This is a genomic window from Caulobacter sp. CCG-8 (assembly GCF_037402475.1).
Classification (GTDB): Bacteria; Pseudomonadota; Alphaproteobacteria; order Caulobacterales; family Caulobacteraceae; genus Caulobacter.
Map to the genome: position 1 here is coordinate 62,102 of NZ_JBBEUD010000025.1, position 18,359 is coordinate 80,460.

General features: G+C 69.7%; 21 protein-coding genes and 1 tRNA gene. 15 read left to right on the plus strand and 7 right to left on the minus strand.

The genetic code is table 11. The features are described from left to right. The first annotated feature begins 26 nt into the window (after positions 1 to 26). From WAE60_RS20900 to WAE60_RS20930, 7 genes are read left to right on the plus strand one after another with little or no spacing between them, the layout of a single operon-like run. Positions 27 to 1,325 carry an MFS transporter gene (locus WAE60_RS20900; RefSeq protein WP_337688453.1) on the plus strand — a complete coding sequence of 433 codons (1,299 nt, stop codon included), beginning with the start codon at positions 27 to 29 and terminating at the stop codon, positions 1,323 to 1,325. 12 nt (positions 1,326 to 1,337) lie between these two features. Then, entirely contained in the window at positions 1,338 to 2,402 is a 1,065-nt protein-coding gene (locus WAE60_RS20905) for an LLM class flavin-dependent oxidoreductase (protein ID WP_337688454.1), read from the plus strand. Then, positions 2,399 to 3,040 carry a cysteine hydrolase gene (locus tag WAE60_RS20910; protein WP_337688456.1) on the plus strand — a complete coding sequence of 214 codons (642 nt, stop codon included), beginning with the start codon at positions 2,399 to 2,401 and terminating at the stop codon, positions 3,038 to 3,040. The genes WAE60_RS20905 and WAE60_RS20910 overlap by 4 nt, the downstream gene beginning before the upstream one ends. Positions 3,041 to 3,042: 2 nt before the next feature. Continuing rightward, complete coding sequence (locus tag WAE60_RS20915; protein ID WP_337688458.1) at positions 3,043 to 4,428, plus strand: peptidase M20; 1,386 nt, start codon at positions 3,043 to 3,045, stop codon at positions 4,426 to 4,428. 1 nt (position 4,429) lies between these two features. Continuing rightward, a complete protein-coding gene (locus WAE60_RS20920; protein WP_337688459.1) occupies positions 4,430 to 4,924 on the plus strand; it encodes a flavin reductase family protein in 495 nt (164 codons plus the stop codon). A gap of 12 nt (positions 4,925 to 4,936) precedes the next feature. Continuing rightward, the gene (locus WAE60_RS20925; RefSeq protein ID WP_029915787.1) at positions 4,937 to 5,749 is read left to right on the plus strand and encodes a TauD/TfdA family dioxygenase; all 813 of its coding nucleotides are present in this window, start codon (positions 4,937 to 4,939) and stop codon (positions 5,747 to 5,749) included. Further along, a complete protein-coding gene (locus tag WAE60_RS20930) occupies positions 5,746 to 6,552 on the plus strand; it encodes an NAD(P)-dependent oxidoreductase (protein ID WP_337688463.1) in 807 nt (268 codons plus the stop codon). Before WAE60_RS20925 ends, WAE60_RS20930 begins: the two co-directional genes overlap by 4 nt. On the opposite strand, the gene WAE60_RS20935 is transcribed toward WAE60_RS20930, so the two are convergent. Further along, a complete protein-coding gene (locus WAE60_RS20935; RefSeq protein WP_337688464.1) occupies positions 6,549 to 7,151 on the minus strand; it encodes a helix-turn-helix domain-containing protein in 603 nt (200 codons plus the stop codon). The genes WAE60_RS20930 and WAE60_RS20935 overlap by 4 nt on opposite strands. Before the next feature lie 98 nt (positions 7,152 to 7,249). Here WAE60_RS20935 and WAE60_RS20940 point away from each other — a divergent pair, with 98 nt between their 5' ends. Then, on the plus strand, positions 7,250 to 7,819 hold the full coding sequence (locus tag WAE60_RS20940) for a hydrolase (RefSeq protein WP_029915792.1): 570 nt from the start codon (positions 7,250 to 7,252) through the stop codon (positions 7,817 to 7,819). Positions 7,820 to 7,860: 41 nt separating this feature from the next. On the opposite strand, the gene WAE60_RS20945 is transcribed toward WAE60_RS20940, so the two are convergent. The 3 genes from WAE60_RS20945 to WAE60_RS20955 form a co-directional block, all read right to left on the minus strand. Continuing rightward, positions 7,861 to 8,346, minus strand: coding sequence for a VOC family protein (locus WAE60_RS20945; protein ID WP_029915794.1), 486 nt, complete (start codon positions 8,344 to 8,346; stop codon positions 7,861 to 7,863). Further along, entirely contained in the window at positions 8,343 to 9,170 is an 828-nt protein-coding gene (locus tag WAE60_RS20950) for an oxidoreductase (protein WP_029915796.1), read from the minus strand. Before WAE60_RS20950 ends, WAE60_RS20945 begins: the two co-directional genes overlap by 4 nt. A 147-nt stretch (positions 9,171 to 9,317) precedes the next feature. After that, positions 9,318 to 10,175 (minus strand): TauD/TfdA family dioxygenase, encoded by an 858-nt coding sequence (locus tag WAE60_RS20955; protein ID WP_029915798.1) that lies wholly within the window; start codon positions 10,173 to 10,175, stop codon positions 9,318 to 9,320. A gap of 276 nt (positions 10,176 to 10,451) precedes the next feature. On the opposite strand from WAE60_RS20955, the gene WAE60_RS20960 reads away from it, so the two are divergent. Genes WAE60_RS20960 through WAE60_RS20975 form a run of 4 tightly spaced genes read left to right on the plus strand, consistent with a single transcriptional unit; the run spans position 10,452 to position 14,521 of the window. Continuing rightward, on the plus strand, positions 10,452 to 11,678 hold the full coding sequence (locus tag WAE60_RS20960; RefSeq protein WP_337688467.1) for an SRPBCC family protein: 1,227 nt from the start codon (positions 10,452 to 10,454) through the stop codon (positions 11,676 to 11,678). Continuing rightward, positions 11,675 to 12,466 (plus strand): 4,5-DOPA dioxygenase extradiol, encoded by a 792-nt coding sequence (ygiD, locus tag WAE60_RS20965; RefSeq protein WP_029915801.1) that lies wholly within the window; start codon positions 11,675 to 11,677, stop codon positions 12,464 to 12,466. Before WAE60_RS20960 ends, ygiD begins: the two co-directional genes overlap by 4 nt. Positions 12,467 to 12,483: 17 nt before the next feature. Next, positions 12,484 to 13,560 (plus strand): acetamidase/formamidase family protein, encoded by a 1,077-nt coding sequence (locus WAE60_RS20970; RefSeq protein WP_337688470.1) that lies wholly within the window; start codon positions 12,484 to 12,486, stop codon positions 13,558 to 13,560. Between the two features lie 10 nt (positions 13,561 to 13,570). Further along, positions 13,571 to 14,521, plus strand: coding sequence for a helix-turn-helix domain-containing protein (locus WAE60_RS20975; RefSeq protein ID WP_029915806.1), 951 nt, complete (start codon positions 13,571 to 13,573; stop codon positions 14,519 to 14,521). A 115-nt stretch (positions 14,522 to 14,636) separates the two neighbouring features. On the opposite strand, the gene WAE60_RS20980 is transcribed toward WAE60_RS20975, so the two are convergent. Further along, positions 14,637 to 14,712, minus strand: a tRNA-Lys gene (locus WAE60_RS20980). Between the two features lie 81 nt (positions 14,713 to 14,793). Here WAE60_RS20980 and WAE60_RS20985 point away from each other — a divergent pair. From WAE60_RS20985 to WAE60_RS20995, 3 genes are all read left to right on the plus strand, one after another. Next, a complete protein-coding gene (locus WAE60_RS20985) occupies positions 14,794 to 15,132 on the plus strand; it encodes an Hpt domain-containing protein (protein WP_029915809.1) in 339 nt (112 codons plus the stop codon). A 126-nt stretch (positions 15,133 to 15,258) separates the two neighbouring features. Next, positions 15,259 to 16,086 (plus strand): TIGR00266 family protein, encoded by an 828-nt coding sequence (locus WAE60_RS20990; RefSeq protein ID WP_337688474.1) that lies wholly within the window; start codon positions 15,259 to 15,261, stop codon positions 16,084 to 16,086. A gap of 8 nt (positions 16,087 to 16,094) precedes the next feature. Beyond that, positions 16,095 to 16,697, plus strand: a complete 603-nt coding sequence (locus WAE60_RS20995; protein ID WP_337688476.1) for a phosphohydrolase — start codon at positions 16,095 to 16,097, stop codon at positions 16,695 to 16,697. A gap of 3 nt (positions 16,698 to 16,700) precedes the next feature. Here WAE60_RS20995 and WAE60_RS21000 read toward each other — a convergent pair whose 3' ends face one another. Together WAE60_RS21000 and gcvA are read right to left on the minus strand one after the other, a co-directional pair. After that, entirely contained in the window at positions 16,701 to 17,030 is a 330-nt protein-coding gene (locus WAE60_RS21000; RefSeq protein WP_029915815.1) for a chorismate mutase, read from the minus strand. 49 nt (positions 17,031 to 17,079) lie between these two features. Continuing rightward, entirely contained in the window at positions 17,080 to 18,036 is a 957-nt protein-coding gene (gcvA, locus tag WAE60_RS21005) for a transcriptional regulator GcvA (protein ID WP_029915817.1), read from the minus strand. Between the last annotated feature and the right edge of the window lie 323 nt (positions 18,037 to 18,359).

Below are 18,359 nucleotides of genomic sequence, written 5' to 3' on the forward strand. Positions count from 1 at the left end.
GACATCGCTTTGACGGAGGCATGCCCATGTCGTCGACGATCCCGTGGAGATCCTGGCTGCTGCTCGGCGCGCTGAGCCTGCTGCTGTTCCTGATCACCGCCTCGACCTTCTCGTCGCTGGGCGTGGTGCTGCCGGCGATGATCAAGGAGAACGGCTGGAGCTTCTTCAACGGTTTCCTGGGCTTCACCCTGCTGGGCGCGTTTTGCGGCGCATCCTCCAAGTTCCCCGCCATCCTGATCCGCAAGATCGGCGTGCGCGGCGCCATCCTGGCCGGCTCGGCGGTGATGGTGGCGGGCTTCGCGTGCCTGGCGGCCTCGCCGGGCCTGCTGGTCTACTGGCTGGGCACGGCGCTGCTGGGCGCGGGCTACCAGATGATGGCCCTGATCCCCGGCACCCACGTGCTGTCGATGCTGTTCAAGAAGCGCGCCCTGCCGTTCGGGATCTATTTCACCATCGGTTCGCTAGGCGGCGTGGCCGGGCCGTGGATGGCGGTGACGGGCATGGCCGCGGCCCATGGCGGCTGGCGGCCCTACTGGTGGGCCCAGGCGGTCGCGTCGGTCGTGGTCGGCGTCCTCTGCGCGACCCTGGTCGGCGGCCGCGCGTGGCTGGAAGCCGCCGCCGTCGAGACCGACAAGGCCGTGGCCGAGGACATCCAGTCCGCGCCCGCCGACAGCAAGGTCTATCGCACCGCCGTCGACTGGACGGTCAAGGAAGCGGTCGCCACCCCGCAGTTCTGGGTGATCCTGGCCGCCTATTTCGCCCACCTGCTGGGCGGGGTCACGGCCGTCAGCCTGGCGCCGAGCCATCTGAGCGAGCTGGGCGTGGTCTCGGCCGTGGCGATCGCCGCCATCAGCTTCGAGTCGCTGATGCAGGTGGCGGCCCGGATGGGGGGCGGCCTGCTGGGCGACCGCATCGACCCGCGCTGGCTGCTGGCCGGGGCGCAGGGGATGATGGCCGTCGGCCTGCTGGCCCTGGCCTACGCCACCACCTGGCCGCTGCTGGTGCTGTTCGCCGTGGGCGTCGGCGTCGGGTTCGGCCTGACGGTGCTGGCGGTCAGCATCCTTCTGCTCAACTATTATGGCCGGAAGAACAACCTGGAGATCTTCTCCCTGGTCTGCCTGGTGGGCGCGGTCTCGGCCCTGGGGCCGGTGGTCGGCGGCGAGATGCGCGACCGCCTGGGCAGCTTCGTCCCGACCTTCCAGGCGTGCGCGGTCATCATCGGCCTGATCTTCGTGGCCGCCTGCTTCATGCGGCCGCCGCGCAAGGCCACCCAAATAGAGCCGGTCGCCGAACCGGTCCCTGATATGCTTCAAGACGCCGCGTAAGGAGGAGCCGCCATGTTCCACAGCCCATCCAAGCACAAGGACTTCGGGGTCTTCCTCCCGGTCGCCAACGGCGGCTGGATCATCTCCAAGACCACCCCGGTCCTCGACGGCCTCTACCAGCAGAACAAGGCCGCGGCGGTGAAGGCCGACGAGGTCGGCATGGACTTCGTGATGTCCATGGGCAAGTTCCGCGGCTTCGGCGGCGAGACCGACCACTGGGGCACGGCCCTGGAGTCGGTGACCATGATGGCCGGCATCGCCGAGGCCACCAAGAACGTCCGCATCTGGGCCACCATCCACCCGCTGCTGCAGAACCCGGCCGTGGCGGCCAAGATGATCGCCACCCTGGACCACATCAGCGGCGGCCGGGCGGGCCTCAACATCGTGGCCGGCGCCTACAAGGGCGAGTTCGACCAGATGGGGGCCTGGGACGACAGCCTGTCCCACGACGACCGCTACGCCCTGACCGAGGAATGGACGACGATCGTCAAGCGCCTGTGGTCCGAGGACAGCGTCGACTTCGCCGGCAAGTTCTTCACGATGAAGGACTGCCAGTCCAAGCCCAAGCCGCTGGCCAAGCCGCGTCCCGAGATCGTCTGCGCCGGCATGTCCGACCGCGGCTTCCAGTTCTCGGTGCGCGAGGCCGACGTCTGCTTCATCGGCGGCCGCACGCCCGACGAGCGCCGCGACGCCTCGCTGCGCGCCAAGGCGGTGGCCGAGACCATGGGCAAGACCATCAAGACCTACGCCATGTGCACGGTCGTCCACGGCGACACCGACGCCAAGGCCGCCGCGATGGTCGACCACTACAAGGACGGGGCCGACATCGGCGCGATCCTGGCCATGCTGGCCAGCTGGGGCGTGCCGGCCGACAAGCTGGACTCCGTGGCCAAGCAGCAGGGCGCCTTCATGACCCACACCGTGGTCGGCTCGCCCAAGACCTGCGGCGAGCAGATCCAGGAATATATCGACTACTGCCAGCTGGACGGGCTGATGCTGATCTTCCCGGACTATGTCGAAGGCCTGACCATGTTCGGCGCCGACATCCTGCCGGGCCTGCGGGCGGTCTATTCGTGAGCGAGGCCGCTGACGGCCTGGCGGCCTGGATCGCGCCGAAGCGCACGGCGGTGCTGGTGATCGACATGCAGGTCGACTTCGCCTCGCCCGACGGCGTGCTGGGCGGCTTCGTCGACATGGGCGTGGTGAAGCCCGCCCTGGCGGCCGCCGAGACCCTGGTGGCCGAGGCCCGCGCGGCCGGCGTGCCGGTGGTGTTCGTGGGCCTGTGGACGACACCCGAGACCGACAGCGCGGCCTGGAACGAGCGCATGCGCCGGCGTGGGGGCGACCCCGACGTCGACGCGGCCCTGTGCCGGGCCGGGCAGGTGGGCTCCGAGTTCTACGGACCTCAGCCGGCGCCGGGCGAGCTGGTGGTGCACAAGACCCGCTACAGCGGCTTCGTGGGCACGGACCTGGACATGCGGCTGACGGGGATGGGCGTCGATACCCTGGTGGTGGCCGGCGTGACCACCGAATGCTGCGTCGACAGCACCGTCCGCGACGCCTTCGACCTGGACTACCACGTGTTCGTCGCCGCCGACGCCTGCGCCGCCTACGAGGCGGACATCCACGAGGCGTCGCTGAAGGTGATGGAGTTGAACAGCGCGATCCTGACCGACACGGCGGCGATCGCGAACGCTTGGAAAGGGGCTGCCTGAGTATGGCCGACGGATTTCCGCCACTGGGCGCCTCGGCGCCGTACCAGGTCACCGACGAGGACCGCGCCGCGATCGCCGCCGCGATCGACGAGGCCGAGATCGTCGAACTGGCCCTGACCCTGGGCAACATCCCCGCGCCGTCGGGCAAGGAGCTGGAGGTCGCCAACTACGTCCACGACTGGATGGCGCGCGAGGGCTTCTCGCCGCGCAAGGTCGGGGCCACGCCCGAGCGGCCCAACATCATTGGCACGCACGGCGGCAAGGGTGTCGGCAAGAACCTGCTGTTCACCGCCCACCTCGACACCGAGGCGCCGACCTGGAACCCGGACCTGGACGCCTACAAGTACAGCCCCGACACCCTGGCCAATCCCGAATGGGAGAAGTGCTGGCTGGAGGACGGCAAGCTGTACGGCTATCCGATCGCCAACGATCGCGGCCCGATGAGCTGCTTCCTGATCGCCGCCAAGGCGCTGAAGAAGGCCGGCTACGAGCTGGCGGGCAAGATGTACCTGACCGCCTGTCCCGGCGAGATCGGCCCCGAGCCGATCGAGGAGCACCGGGGCGTGGCCTACATGGGCAAGGACATCGGGGCCCACTACCTGTTCCACCACGGCGGGGTCGCGCCCGACTACGCCATCGCCGCCGAGGGCTGCGACTTCGGCCTGACCTGGGTGGGTTGCGGCTATGCGGTGTTCCGCTTCCAGGTGTGGGGCGAGGGGGTGTTCACCCCGCTGCTCGAGCATCCCGAGACGGCGGCCAAGCACCCCAATCCGATCTACAAGATCGGCAAGCTGACCGAGGCGATCCACGCCTGGAGCGGCGAGTACGAGAAGAAGAGCCGCTACGACAGTCCCGGCGGCGTGGCCCAGCCCAAGTCGCAGATCGCCTCGATCCGCGGCGGCATCCCCTACGCCTTCGGGGCGGGGACCGAGCTGGTGAACCTCTATCTGGAGGTAGGTCTGACGCCCAAGCAGCGCGTGGCCGACGTCCAGCATTCGCTGGAGGCCATGGTGCGCGAAGCCGGCCTGGGCCGGATCGACATCGAGCCGGTGGTCGTGCGCCACGGCTTCGAGGCCGACGCCCGCGAGGTGGCCCCGCTGGTCGCCGCCGTGGACGAGGCCACCAAGCTCAGCCTGGGCCATCCGGTGGCCCTGGCCAATCCGGTCTATTCCAGCATGTGGCGCGACCACAACGTGTTCAACATGCAGCGCATCCCGGCCATCACCACCGGCTTCCGCCGCTGGCGGCCGACGCCGAAGGACCTGGTCGACAGCGCCCTGGTCTACGCCCTGACCGCCCTGGCGGTCTGCGGCCGGGCCAGCCCGGACGAAAGCGCCAAGCGCCCGGCCTCGGCGGTCTATCCCGACAACCCGTTCGGGAACGAGTGACATGGGGGCCGCCGTCCAAGCGCTGGCCCCCGAGCCGCACGACTTCCGCAAGGCCATGGGCAGCTTCGCGGCGGGGGTGACCGTCGTCACCGTCTGCCACGAAGGCCGTCTGGTCGGCACCACGGTCAGCGCCTTCAGCTCGGTGTCGATGGACCCGCCGCTGGTCATGGTCTGCCTCAAGCGCGACAGCCGCACCCTGGCGGCGCTGGGCCAGGCCAAGTCGTTCTGCGTCAACATCCTGGCCAGCGACCAGGGCGACCTGGCCTATCGCTTCGCCAAGAGCGGGGCCGACGACCGCTTCGCCCTGACCGTCGTCGAGGCCGGGGTAGGCGGCCACCCGCTGCTGGCCGGCGCCGTCGCCGCCGTCGAATGCGACCTGCACGCCGCCCACGACGGCGGCGATCACGAGATCCTGGTCGGCCGCGTCCTGCGCGTGGCGGTCGACGACGCCAAGGCCCCGCTCGTCTATGTGCGCGGCGGCTTTCTGAACGCTTAGGGGAGCGGTTCCATGACCTACGACGTCCTCGACGTGAAGCCGATGACCCGCCGGATCGGCGCCGAGATCTTCGGCGTCGACCTGGGCAAGCCGCTCTCGAACCGCCAGTTCGAGGAGATTCACCAGGCCCTGACCCAGCACCAGGTGATCTTCTTCCGCGACCAGGAGATGGACCACGACGCCCACAAGGCCCTGGGCCGCAAGTTCGGCGACCTGGCCATCCATTCGGGCGTGCCGGGCCTGGCCGACCATCCGGAGATCGTGGCCATCCATGCCGACGCCAACTCCAAGTTCGTGGCGGGCGAGAACTGGCACTCGGACCTGACCTGCGATCCGGAACCACCCCTGGGCAGCATCCTCTACATGAAGGTCCTGCCCGACGACGGCGGCGACACCTGCTTCGCCAGCATGTACGCGGCCTACGAGACCCTGTCGGACCGGATGAAGGCCTATCTGGAAGGTCTGTCGGCCGAGCACGACGCCAATCCGGTCTACAAGGCGATCTTCCCGGACATCGACCGCAAGTACAATTGCTCGGTCCACCCGATCGTCCGCACCCATCCGGTCAGCGGCAAGAAGAGCCTGTTCGTCAATCCGTCCTACACGACCCGGATCATGGGCCTGTCCAAGGCCGAGAGCACGGCGATCCTGAACTTCCTCTACCAGCACGCCAGCAACCCCGACTTCCAGGTGCGCTTCCGCTGGAAGAAGAACTCGGTGGCCTTCTGGGACAACCGCTGCACCTGGCACCAGGCGATCTGGGACTATTTCCCCGACACGCGCACGGGCTACCGGGTGACCGTGGCGGGCGACAAGCCGGTTTGAGGGTCCTCCTCCTCGGCGCGGCCGGCGGCATCGGTTCCGCCATCCGCGAAGGTCTGGCCGGCCGCTACGGCCTGATGCGCCTGGCTGACATCGCGCCGATGACCCCGGCTGGGCGCGGCGAGGAAATCGCCCACACCGACCTGCTCGACATCCCCTCCCTGACCGCCGCCATGGCCGGGATCGACTGCGTGGTCCACATGGCCGGCGTGCCGGTCGAGCCGGAGGCGAACGCCTGGGAGCAGGTGCTGCCGGCCAACATCGTCGGCGTCCACAACCTGTTCGAGGCGGCGCGGCTCGCCGGCGTGAAGCGGGTGCTGTTCGCCTCGTCGCACCACGCGGCCGGCTTCCATCGCCGCGAGACGCCGACGCCGCAGACCCTGGTCCCGCGGCCCGACAGCTACTACGGCGTCAGCAAGGTGTTCGGCGAGGCCATGGGCCGGATGTACGCCGACAAGTTCGGCCTGCAGGTGCTCGCCTTACGGATCGGCGCCTATCGCGAGCGGCCGTCCGACCCGCGCCAGCTGGCGGTCTGGATCAGCCCGCGCGACATGGTCGAGCTGGTGCGCTGCGGGATCGAGGCGCCGGATTTCGGCTACGCCACGGTCTACGGAGTCTCGGCCAACACGCGGAATTTCTGGGACAATTCGGCCGCCGCCTTCCTGAGTTACGCGCCGCGCGACAACGCCGAGGCCTGGGCGGCCGAGGTGCTGGCCGGAGCGCCCGAGGACCCGGTCGCCTTGCCGTTCCAGGGCGGCTGGTACTGCGCCAAGGATTTCGTCGGCGCCCCCTCGCGGGTCGACTAGGCGCCCAGCCGGTCGACCAGATAGAGCCGCGCCATCGACCGGAACTCGGCGATCGCCGGGGCCGGGGCGGGTTCGGCCTCGAGCATGGCGACCATCTTCATGCTGCCCAGGAAGGCGATGGCCACGTCGCGGACGGCCGGGGCGGGCTTGTCCGGCGCGCGCCTGGCCAGCAGAGCGGCGATCCGGTCGCGCATCATGTCTCGCAGGGCGGCCGAGCGGGTGTTGCGGTCCGGTCGGCTGTCGACCAGGGCCAGCGCCGCGTCGCGCTCGTGGCGGCGGCTGGGGAACAGGTCCAGCAGGGCGTCGGCCAGGGCGGCGGTCGACAGGCCGGACAGGGCGGCCTCCAGCCCGTCCAGCGCCTCGCCCAGCTGGCCCGCGTAGCGGTCGATCAGGGCGTCGGCCAGCACGTCCTTGTTCGGGAAGAACTGGTACAGCGACCCGATCGGCGCGCCCGCCCGGGCGGCGATCTGGGTCATGGTCGCCGCCTCGAAGCCCTTCTCCGCGAACACCGCCAGGGCCGCGTCCTGCAGGGCGGCCACGCGCAGTTCGCCCCGTTTGCGCTGGGGCGCACGGGCGGCGGTTGACTTAGATGAGGGCATCCTCATATATCCATAGGTGAGCTCATCCTCATATAACGAGCCGACGCGTCGCGGGCTAGCGGCGTGCGCGCCGGCGCTTGCCCGAAAGGCGACTTCCCATGATCAAGCTCGATCCCAAGACCACGGCCCTGGTGCTGATCGACCTGCAGAACGGCATCCTGGCCATGCCCGTCGCGCCCCGCACGGGCCCCCAGGCCCTGGCGGCCGGCAAGGCCCTGGCCGAGCGCTTCCGCGCCGCCGGCGCCCCCGTGGTGTTGGTCAATGTGGCCTTCGCCGCCGACGACGGCGACCGGGTCAAGACGCCCGTCGACCAGCCGATGGCCCTGCCGCCCGGCGGCTTCCCGGCCGGCTGGGGCGACCTGGCCGACGGCCTGGCCCAGCCCGGCGACATCCGCGTGACAAAGCGCCAGTGGAACGCCTTCCACCAGACGGGACTGGACCTGGAACTGCGCCGGCGGGGGATCACCACGGTGGTCCTGGCCGGGGTGGCGACCAATCTGGGCGTCGAGTCGACCGCGCGGGCCGGCTACGAGCACGGCTACGCCATGGTGCTGGTCGAGGACGCGATGACCACCTTCTCGCCCGAGATGCACGCCTTCGCGGTCGAGCGCATCTTCCCGCGCATCGGCCGGGTGAGCACGGCGTCGGATCTGGCCCTGGAGGCCTGACGGACGGCGCGCCGCGTTCGCGGACGCGGCGCGTTTCCCGGCTACTCGCGGGTGAAGTCGGCCGGGATCTCCGGGTTCGCGCCCGCCTTGCCCCACAGGACGATCTCGTTGCCCCACGGGTCGCGGAAGGCGTGGTTGTAGCCGTTGAACTCGGCCCAGTAATGGTCGCGCCACAGCAGGGTCGCGCCCAGCTCCTGGGCCTTGCCCAGGATGCGGTCGGCGCTGTCGTCGTCGCCGATCAGCACCCAGACGCGGGGTTTGCGGCCGTCGGTCGACAGGTGGCGGGGCTCGACGCCGGCGGGCTCGGGGTGGGGACGGGCGTTGGCGGCCTTGAAGATCCCCAGGTGCAGGTTGCCGATCTCGCTGTCGGTCCCGTCGCTCTTCTTGAAGAAGCCGCCGGGCACCATGCGATGGTACTCGCCCTGCGGCCGGGCGTCGTTCTGCCAGCCGAAGACCTCCGCATAGAAGTTGCCGGCGGCGTCCGGGTCTTCCGAGGCCAGGTCGACGAAGATCAGGGTGTTGGTCACGGGCGGTCCTCAAAACCGATGGAAAGGGTCAGGTCCTTCCAGGCGTCGATGTCGGCCTGGAGGCCGGCGGCGGCGTAGCCGGCGTATTTCAGGGCGTCCTCGCCCAGCAGCAGGTGCAGGGGCGGGGCCTCCTCGTCGGCGATGCGCAGGACCGCCTGGGCGGCCTTGGCCGGGTCGCCCGGCTCGTGGCCGGCGTGGTCGGCCATGATCCGTTCGGCGTCGCGGGCCAGGCCGTCGTAGTCGGCGATCTTGCTGGCCACGATCGTCTTGGAGCCGCCGGCGAAATTGGTGCGCAGGCCGCCGGGGGCGACGTTGGTGACCTTGATGCCTAGCTCGGCCACCTCGGCGGCCAGGGTCTGGGTCAGGCCCTCCAGCGCCCACTTGCTGGCGCAGTAGACGCCGGTGCCGGCCCAGACGGCCAGGCCCGAGACCGAGGTGACGTTGATGATCCGCCCGGTCCGGCGGGCGCGCATGGCCGGCAGAACGGCCTTCAGCATCGCCAGCGGGCCGACGACGTTGGTCTCGAACTGGGCGCGGAGTTCGTCCAGCGAGGCTTCCTCCACCGCGCCCACGAGGCCGTAGCCGGCGTTGTTGACCAGGACGTCGATCTTGCCGACGGCCTCCACCTCGGCGACGCCCTTACGGACCGCCGCCTCGTCGGTGACGTCCAGCACCAGGGCATGGCCGCCCAGCAGCTCGAAGGCGTCGGCGTCCTTGGCCTTGCGCACCGTGCCGAAGACGGTGTCGCCGCGCGCGATGGCCGCCAGGGCGATCTCGCGGCCCAGTCCGCCGGACACGCCGGTGATCAGCCAGGTCTTGGTCATCGACTTCTCAACTCATCAAAGGGTGTCATCCCGGAAGCGCGTAGCGCTGTCCGGGACCCAGGTGAACCGCACCGCATCCGCCCAGTCCCCTGGGTCCCGGACAGCCTCTGCGAGGCTTCCGGGATGACAACGGAAGGTGCGGCGAAACTAGTACGGCTTGTCGCCCTTCACCCACAGCCGGTGCATGGTCCGGAAGTACTTGGTGTCGTCGTACAGCGTGCCGGTGTGCAGGGTGCAGCGGTTGTCCCACATCAGCAGGTCGCCCTTGGACCACTTGTGGCGGTAGACGAAGTCGTCGCCGGTCATGAACGCCACCAGCTCCTCGATCAGGGCCAGGCCCTCGGGGCCGGGCTTGCCGATCACCTCGGTCACCGTGCCGGTCGAGGGCCACAGGGCCTTGCGGCCGTCGGCCGGGTGGGTGCGGATCAGCGGGTGCTCGACGTCGGGATTGGCCGCCTCCAGCTCGGGCGAGAGGTTCTGCTGCTGGCCGAACTGGCGGGTAGCCATGAAGTGCTTGTAGCTGTGGTGCAGGCTCAGCGGCAGCAGCTCGGCCTGCTTCTCGGGCGACAGGGCGTTCCAGGCGGCGCAGCCATCGGCCAGCAGAGTGTCGGAGCCCTCGTCGGGCACCTCGACCGCATAGAGCATGGTCAGCATCACCGGCTCGGGCTTGTAGCTGTAGTCGGTGTGCCAGCCGACGCCGTCGTTGTGGGCGCCGATCGGCTTGCCGTCCACGACCCGGTTGCTGAGGATGAAGATCTTCGGATAGCCGGGCAGGGTGAAGCGGGTCTGGGTGTGGTCCTCGGCCTCGCCGAACCGGCCGATGAAGCGCATCAGGTCGTCCGGCGTCATCGACTGGCCGGGGATCACCACGGCGCCGTGGCGATGGAAGGCGGCCACCACCTTGTCGATCTCGGCGTCGGGCGCGGTCGACAGGTCCAGGTCGTGGATGCGGGCGCCGAAGCCGGGCTTCAGTTCCGAGATCGTCAGGTCGTCGGCGAGCGTCATGTCCACGGGCGCGGTCCTCATCGAAGCTTTGTGAGCTCAACCTAGGCCCCGTCCAAGGCCACGTCTTGCCGGTACGCGCACGACGGCTTTGCGTGCGCGTCCGGCAAAGTCATCCGGCGCCGCAAGCTTGCGCGCCTTTTGCTCATTTCCGCCCGAGAACCCGGCGACGCCGCCCGCTGGCCAGGCGACGGCCAACTTATCGTGCGCGCTGGTGCAAGACCGGTGGGCGCGCCCCGCCTAGCCTTCGTATCGATCTTGCGAAGGAGCGCAGCCGCCATGGGCCTCTCGCCCGCACCCAATCTCGACGACGCCTTCTTCGACGGCCTGTCGCGCTCGATGCGCGACGTCGACGCGGCCGAGACCCTGCCGCCCGCCTGCTACACCGACGCGGCCTTCTACGACTTCGAGAAGGAGGCGCTGTTCAATCACGAATGGCTGTGCGTGGGCCGCGTGGACTGGGTGAAGGAGGCCGGCGACTACTTCACCACCACGATCATCGGCGAGCCGATCATCGTCACCCGCAACCGCTCCAACGAGATCAAGGCGATGTCGGCCGTGTGCCAGCACCGCGCCATGCTGGTGGCCGAGGGGCGGGGCAACACCCGCGGCTTCGTCTGCCCCTACCACCACTGGGTCTATTCGCTGAACGGCGACCTGGTGAACGCCCCGGCCATGGAACGGGCCTGCGACTTCGACAAGAAGGCCGTCAAGCTGCCGACCTTCAAGGTCGAGGTCTGGCTGGGCTTCATCTTCATCAATTTCGACGCCGACGCGCCGCCCCTGGCCCCGCGGCTGACGGCGGTCGAGGCGGCGGTGGCCAACTACGACCTCGCCAACGCCGAGGGGCTGACGCCGCCGATGACCGGAACGTTCGCCTGGAACTGGAAGGTGATGTTCGAGAACAACAATGACGGCTACCACGCCAACAAGCTGCATCGCGGCCCGCTGCACGACTTCATCCCCAGCGAGCTCTGCAGCTTCCCCGAGGCGGGCGCGGACGACGCCGGCTTCCTGCGCTTCAACGGCACCACTCATCCGGACGTCAGCTTCAACCCGACCCAGAAGGCCGTGCTGCCGGTCTTCCCGAAGCTGACCGAGCAGGACCGCAACCGCGCCACCTTCGCCAACATCCCGCCGACCCTGTCGCTGGTGATGACCAGCGACATGGTCATCTACCTGATCCTGCGGCCCACGGGTCCCGAGACCATGGAGCAGGACACCGGCCTGCTGGTCGCGCCGGGCGCCACCGAGGTCAACGGCTTCGAGGAGCGGCTGGAGATGATCATGACCTCGGCGGGCAAGATCATCGCCCAGGACATGCACGTCGACGAACTGGTCCAGGTGGGCCTGCGCTCGCGGTTCGCGGTGCGCGGCCGCTACTCCTGGCAGGAGGGGGCGCAGGTGCAGTTCAACCGCTGGCTCACGCCGCGCTACCAGAAGGCCTGGGCGAAGATGAAAGAGGGGGCGGCGGCGAAGGCCTCGAAAGCGGAGGTCGCCGCATGAGCCGCCTGCCCGTCGCCTTCTTCGGTCACGGCAGCCCGATGATCGCCCTGGAAACCAACGACACCACCCAGACCTGGAAGGCGATGGGCGAGGCGTTCGGCAAGCCCAAGGCCATCCTCTGCATCTCGGCCCACTGGCTGACCAAGGGCGTCGGCGTCACCGCCATGGCCGCCCCGCGCACCATCCACGACTTCGGGGCCTCGTTCCCGCAGGCGCTGTTCGACGTGCAGTACCCCGCGCCCGGCTCGCCCGAGCTGGCGGCGCGGGTGCGCGACCTGCTGGCGCCGCTGCCGGTGACCCTGGACCAGCAGGCCTGGGGCCTGGACCACGGGACCTGGTCGGTGCTGTGCAAGGCCTATCCCGAGGCCGACGTGCCGGTGGTGCAGCTCAGCATGGACGCCTCCAAGCCGCCGGCGTGGCACTTCGAGCTGGCCCGGCGCCTGGCGCCCCTGCGCGACGAGGGCGTGCTGATCGTCGGCACCGGCAACATCGTCCACAACCTGCCGGCCATGAACTGGGGCGAGCGCCACTGCGCGCCCTACGACTGGTCGCTGCGGTTCAACGACTACATCAAGCAGGCCATCGTCGATGACGCGCCGCAGCGGGTGGTCGACTTCGCCTCGCGCGGCGACGATGCCAGCCGCTCGGTCCCGACGCCCGACCACTTCTGGCCGCTGCTGTACGTGCTGGGCGCGCGCCTGCCCGGCGACGTCGCCGTCTTCGCCCCCGACCATATCGAGCACGGCTCGCTGAGCATGACGTCCGTCACGCTCGCGCCGGCGGCCTGAACCCGAGAGACCCTGAGATGCCCTTCATCTGCGAACCCGGCCAGACCCGCCCGGACGTCCTGCCCGGCGCCCTGCACACCCTGAAGGCCACGCCGGCCACCGTGCACTGGGGCTATTTCGATCCGTCGATCAAGCCGGCCCTGCGCATCAAGTCCGGCGACCTGGTCAGCGCCGAGGCCATCACCCACCACGCCGGCGACGCCCCGGACCTGATGATGGACGAGGCGGTCACCCGCATCTTCACCGAGATCCCCGAGGACGACCGCAATCCCGGCGTCCACATCATGACCGGCCCGATCTTCGTCGAGGACGCCAAGCCCGGCGACGTGCTGGAGGTGCGCTACCTGCGCATGGTCCCGCGCAACAACTACGGCTCCAACCTCGCGGCCAACTGGGGCTACCTCTACAAGGAGTTCGGCGAGAAGGAGCGGGTGACGATCTACGAACTGGATCAGAACACCAACACCGCCAGCGCCCTCTACGCCTACGACTTCGAAGGCAAATACCTGATCCCCGGCACGATCACCAACTGCCCCGAGTGCGACCGCCAGCCGGCCCTGGGCGGCGTGCGCGTGGCGGCCCGGCCGCACCTGGGCACGGCGGGCGTGGCGCCGGCCGTCGACGGCCGGGTCAGCACCATCCCGCCCGGCGCCCACGGCGGCAACATCGACAACTGGCGGATCGGGGCGGGGGCGACGATGTACTACCCCGTCCAGGTCGAGGGCGGGCTGTTCTCGATCGGCGATCCGCACGTCAGCCAGGGCGACGGCGAGATCTCCGGCACGGCCATCGAAAGCTCGCTGAACGTCCTGATGCAGATCGTGCTGCGCAAGGACTTCGTCTCGCCCGGGCCCCTGCTGGAAACGCCGAAGTGGTGGATCGTCCACGGCTTCGACGAAAGCCTGGACGTGGCCATGAAGGACGCGTCGCTGAACATGCTGACCCTGCTCAGCGATCACGTCGGCCTGTCGAAGAACGACGCCTATTCGCTGATGAGCGTGGCCTCGGACTTCGGGGTCACCCAGGTGGTCGATGGCAAGCAGGGCTGCCACGTGCGCATCCCGCGCGACATCTTCCCCCGAATGAAAGGTTAGGAGCGCCCCGATGAAGGCCTGGTCGTTCAGCACCGACAGCCACCCCCGCGCCGAACGGGCGCAGGCCTGGCGCGAGGCGATGAGCCGGCTGGGCCTGCCGATCGAGGGGTTGCCCGACGCCGAGCCGGCCAGCGCCTCGGTGGTGTGCCTGACCTCGCCCCTGGGCATCGAGTTCGCCCTGGTCGAGGCCGGGGCCCAGGCGATCTCCGGACGCCTGTCGGGCCAGCCGGCGGCCGTCTGGCTGGCGGTGCTGCTGAACGGCGAGGGGACCCTCGTCACCGACGACCTGGCCGAGGCGCTGGAGCCCGGCGACATCGCCTACGGCCCCACCGGCCAGGCCGCGGCCCTGCGGCTGGAGACCCGGTGCCGGCTGATGTTCGTCCGCGCCCCCAGGGTGGCCCTGGACCACCGGCTGATCACCCCCGTCAGCCTCCGCGTCGGGCGGCTGCAGGCGGCCACCGGCGTGGCCCACATCCTGTCGGGCCTGCTGCGGGCCACGGCCGACGGGCTGGAGGACCTGACGGTCGACCAGCTGCGGCCGGTCGAGCTGGCCCTCACCGAGTTCCTGGCCATCTGCCTGGCCGAGGGCGGGGCGGCGGCCGACGTGCTGGGCGTGGGGGCGGCCGCGCCCACCGCCCACCTCCAGCGCCTGTGCCAGACCATCGAGACCCTGCTGCCCGATCCGGACCTGTCGCTGCGCCGGGTGGCCGACGAGGAGGGCGTCTCGCCCCGCTACGTCCAGAAGCTGTTCGCCAGCGCCGACGAGACCTTCAGCCATTATCTGCGCACGCGCCGGCTGGAGCGCTGCCGCACCGACTTGGCCAGTCCGCAGCACGCGCGGCTGTCGATTTCGGAAATCTGCTTCCGCTGGGGGTTCAACGGCTCGGCCCATTTCAGCCGGGCCTTCCGCGACCAGTACGGCGTCTCGCCGCGCGAGTTCCGCCAGCGCGCCGCGGCCTAGCCGAGCAGACCCGCGGGCGAGCCTGAGGCCGTCACTTCAGCGATCCGAACAACAAAGTTTCCTTCCCCCGGGAGGGGAGATACTCTTCGCGTTCTCTAATTTTTAGGAGAAAGAATGGTGGGCGCAGTAGGATTCGAACCTACGACCCGCTGATTAAGAGTCAGCTGCTCTACCAACTGAGCTATGCGCCCGCTCGGCCCGAAGCAGTGAAGTGCCTCGGCGGCGAGGCGCGGAACATACTCAAAGAATCTTGGAACGCAAGGGACTATTTTTTGGCCAGACGAGATATCAGCGGAGCCGTGGATTTCGCCTATCTGGAAGGGTTCGCGATGGACGATTCCACGGTGATCGACGAGGTCTTGGCGCTGTTCCGCGAGCAGGCCGCGCTGTGGACGCCGATGCTCGATCCGGGCCATCCCGGCTGGCGTGACGCGGTCCACACGGTCAAGGGCGCGGCGCGCGGCGTGGGCGCCTTCCAGCTGGGCGACGTCTGCGCCGAGGCCGAGGCGGGGACCGCCAGCCTGGACCAGGTGCGCGACGCCCTCGACGCCGCCCTGATGGACATCGCCGCCTACGCCCACGAGCGGGCGCTGCGGTCGCTGAAGGGGTAGGGGGAAGAGCCGCTGACTCTCAATCAGCTGCTCCAAGGCGTCACGGCCCAGCTTACCGATGCGTAATTGGCGTCGTCCCGCGAGCTTGCCTAAGGTGCGGCGAGTTCAACGGGAGCCCCCAACGCCATGACGAACGGTCCCTGGTCGCATCACCGCAGCGCCGCCGTCGCCGACGACATCGACTTCGAGATCAAGGGTCAGGAGCTGCAGTTCCTGGAGATCGAGCTGGACCCGGGCGAGAGCGCCGTGGCCGAGGCCGGGGCGTTCGTCTGGAAGGACGCCAGCGTCCAGATGACCACGGTGTTCGGCGACGGTTCGGGCGACAACGGCGGCGGCTTCATGGGCAAGCTGCTGGGGGCGGGCAAGCGCCTGGTCACCGGCGAGAGCCTGTTCACCACCGTCTTCACCCACACCGGCTCGGGCAAGGCGCGGGTCGCCTTCGCGGCGCCGACCCCGGGCAACATCCTGCCGCTGAACCTGGGCCAGCTGGGCGGGTCGCTGATCTGCCAGAAGGACAGTTTCCTGGCCGCCGCGCGCGGCGTGTCGATCGGCATCCACTTCCAGAAGCGGGTGATGACGGGCCTCTTCGGCGGCGAGGGCTTCATCATGCAGCGCCTGGACGGCGACGGCTGGGTGTTCGTCCAGATGGGCGGCGCCCTGGTCGAGCGCGAGCTGAAGGCCGGCGAGGAGCTGCACGTCGATACGGGGTGCCTGGCCGCCTACACGCCGGGCGTCGACTTCGACCTGGTCATGGCCGGCGGCGTGCGCAGCGTGCTGTTCGGCGGCGAGGGCCTGTTCTTCGCCCGCCTGCGCGGTCCCGGGAAGGTGTGGATCCAGTCCCTGCCGTTCTCGCGCTTGGCCGGGCGGATGCTGCAAGCGGCCCAGGGCGGCGGCGGCAACCGCGGCGAGGGCTCGATCCTGGGCCAGATCGGCAATCTGATCGACGGGAACTGAGTCGCCGCATGGCCGAACCCTTCGCCCTGCCCGAAGGCCTGCTGGCCGAGATCCGGTCCCTGCACGAGGGGGCCGATCGCGGCTATCACGCCTGGAGCCATCCCTTGGCGCTGCTGGGCCTGCTGGATGAGGTGGCGGGCGATCTCGACGACCCGCTGGCGGTGCGCTGCGCGATCCTGCTGCACGACGCGATCTACGAGCCGCGCCGGGCCGACAACGAGACCCGCAGCGCCGAGCTGGCGCGCCGCATGTTGGACGGGGTGGTCCCCGAGGTCAGCCTGGCCCGGGCGATACGGCTGATCGAGGCCACCCAGCGCCACGCCATACTCGACGACCTGCCGGCCGACGAGCGCGGCGACATGGGCGTGTTCCTGGACATGGACCTGTCGATCCTGGGGGCCGCGCCCGAGGCCTTCGACGCCTACGAGGCCGGCGTGCGGCACGAGTATCGCGAGGTTCCCGAGGCGCTGTTCCGGCAGGGGCGCGCGGCGATCCTCGAGCGCTTCCTCGAGCGCGAGGCGCTGTACTTCAGTCCGTGGGGACGGGCGCGTTTCGAGGGGCCGGCGCGCGCGAACCTTCGGCGTTCGATCGCCGCGCTGCGCGCCGACTAGGGCTCAGCCCTTCGTCCGGTCCCAGCTGTCGTATTCGTAGGCGATGCAGCGGTCGATCAGCGTCCGCCACACCGGCTCGGCGATGGCTTCCGACAGGCCGGACTCGCGGGCGGCGGCCTTGACCTTCTCCACCACGTCCTCGATCCGCGCGCGGTCGAACACCTTGGAGCGGTCGGCCTTGATGCGGGCGGCGGCGTCCATGTAGCCCTGACGCTCGGTCAGGAGCTGGACCAGGGCCCGGTCCAGGGCGTCCACGCCCTTGCGAACGTCGAGCATGGTCGAACAGTCGGCGGGAGCGAGGCGCTCGTCGACCGTGAGAGTCGTCTTGATCATGCGCCCCTTTAAGCCGGTTCCGGCGGCCGGGGCCACCCGAAACCTCAAGCTAGATGCCCGCGCCGTTGTCCATGGTCAGAAGGGCGGCTTCGTGGGCCGCCGCCTCGGCCTGCAGCCACGTGACGAACGCCTTCACCTGCGGCAGGCGGCCCTTGGCCTTGGGGTGGACGACGTAATAGGCGAAGTCGACGGCGGTGGCGGCCTCGAACGGGATCACCAGCCGGCCGGCGTCGAGATCGGCCTGGGCCAGGGTCTGCTTGGCCAGGGCGATCCCGCGTCCGTTGGCGGCGGCCTCGATCACCAGGCTGGACTGGTTGAAGCGCGGGCCGCGGGCTCCGTCCACCGACTTGATGCCCCGCGCGGCCAGCCACATGGCCCAGTCCGGGCAGCTGTCGTCGGCGTCGGGCGAGCCGTCGTGCAGCAGGATGTGGTGGGCCAGATCCTCGGGCGATTCCAAGGGGTTGGTGGCCAGGAGTTCAGGCGACGCCACGGGGACGACCGTCTCGTTCAGCAGGCGGATGACCTCCAGGCCCGGATAGCGGCCCGAGCCGTAGCGGATGGCCAGGTCGACCTCGCCGGCGGCGAAGTCGACGACCTCCATGCCGGCCGACAGCCAGACATCGACCTGGGGCTGGGCCTGCTCGAACTTGCCCAGGCGCGGCACCAGCCACTTGGCGGCGAACGAGGGGGCGGCGGTTAGGGTCAGGCGGCGGCCGTCCACGGCGGCGGTCAGCAGGCTGGCGGCCTCGGCCAGGCGGTCGAAGGCCTCGCGCAGGGCGGGCAGGGCGGTCTGGGCGGCGTCGGTCAGCAGCAGGCCCTTGGGCGTGCGCTTGAACAGGGCCGCGCCGACATAGTCCTCGAGGTTCTGGATCTGCTGACTCACGGCGCCGGGCGTCACCGACAGCTCGTCGGCGGCGCGGCTGAAGTTCAGGTGACGCGCAGCCGCCTCGAACGCACGCAGGGCGTTCAAAGGCGGAAGGCGGCGCCGTTCGGACTGTCTTTCCATGAGTTTTACTGAACGCCCCGGCAGAAGACCTTGTTTGCGAATTGGCCCGCCCGCGACCAATTTGCAAGCGTTCGCTGACGGAGATGGCCCTTTTCGTCGGTGAACGCGGGCGGGGCGGACCCTAGGGTTCGCCCCGCAATGCTTTCGGCGCAACCGGTTTGGCGAAGTCGCCGGTCCGGGGCGGCGGCAGTGGCGTCTGGCTTATAGAGGACCTGAATCTGATGGCTCGGCCCACGGTCCGATCCGCTTCGCGGCCAAAGGCCGGCCTGGTCGCCCTCGGCGGCGGGGGGGGGGGGGGGGGGGGGGGGGGGGGGGGGGGGGGG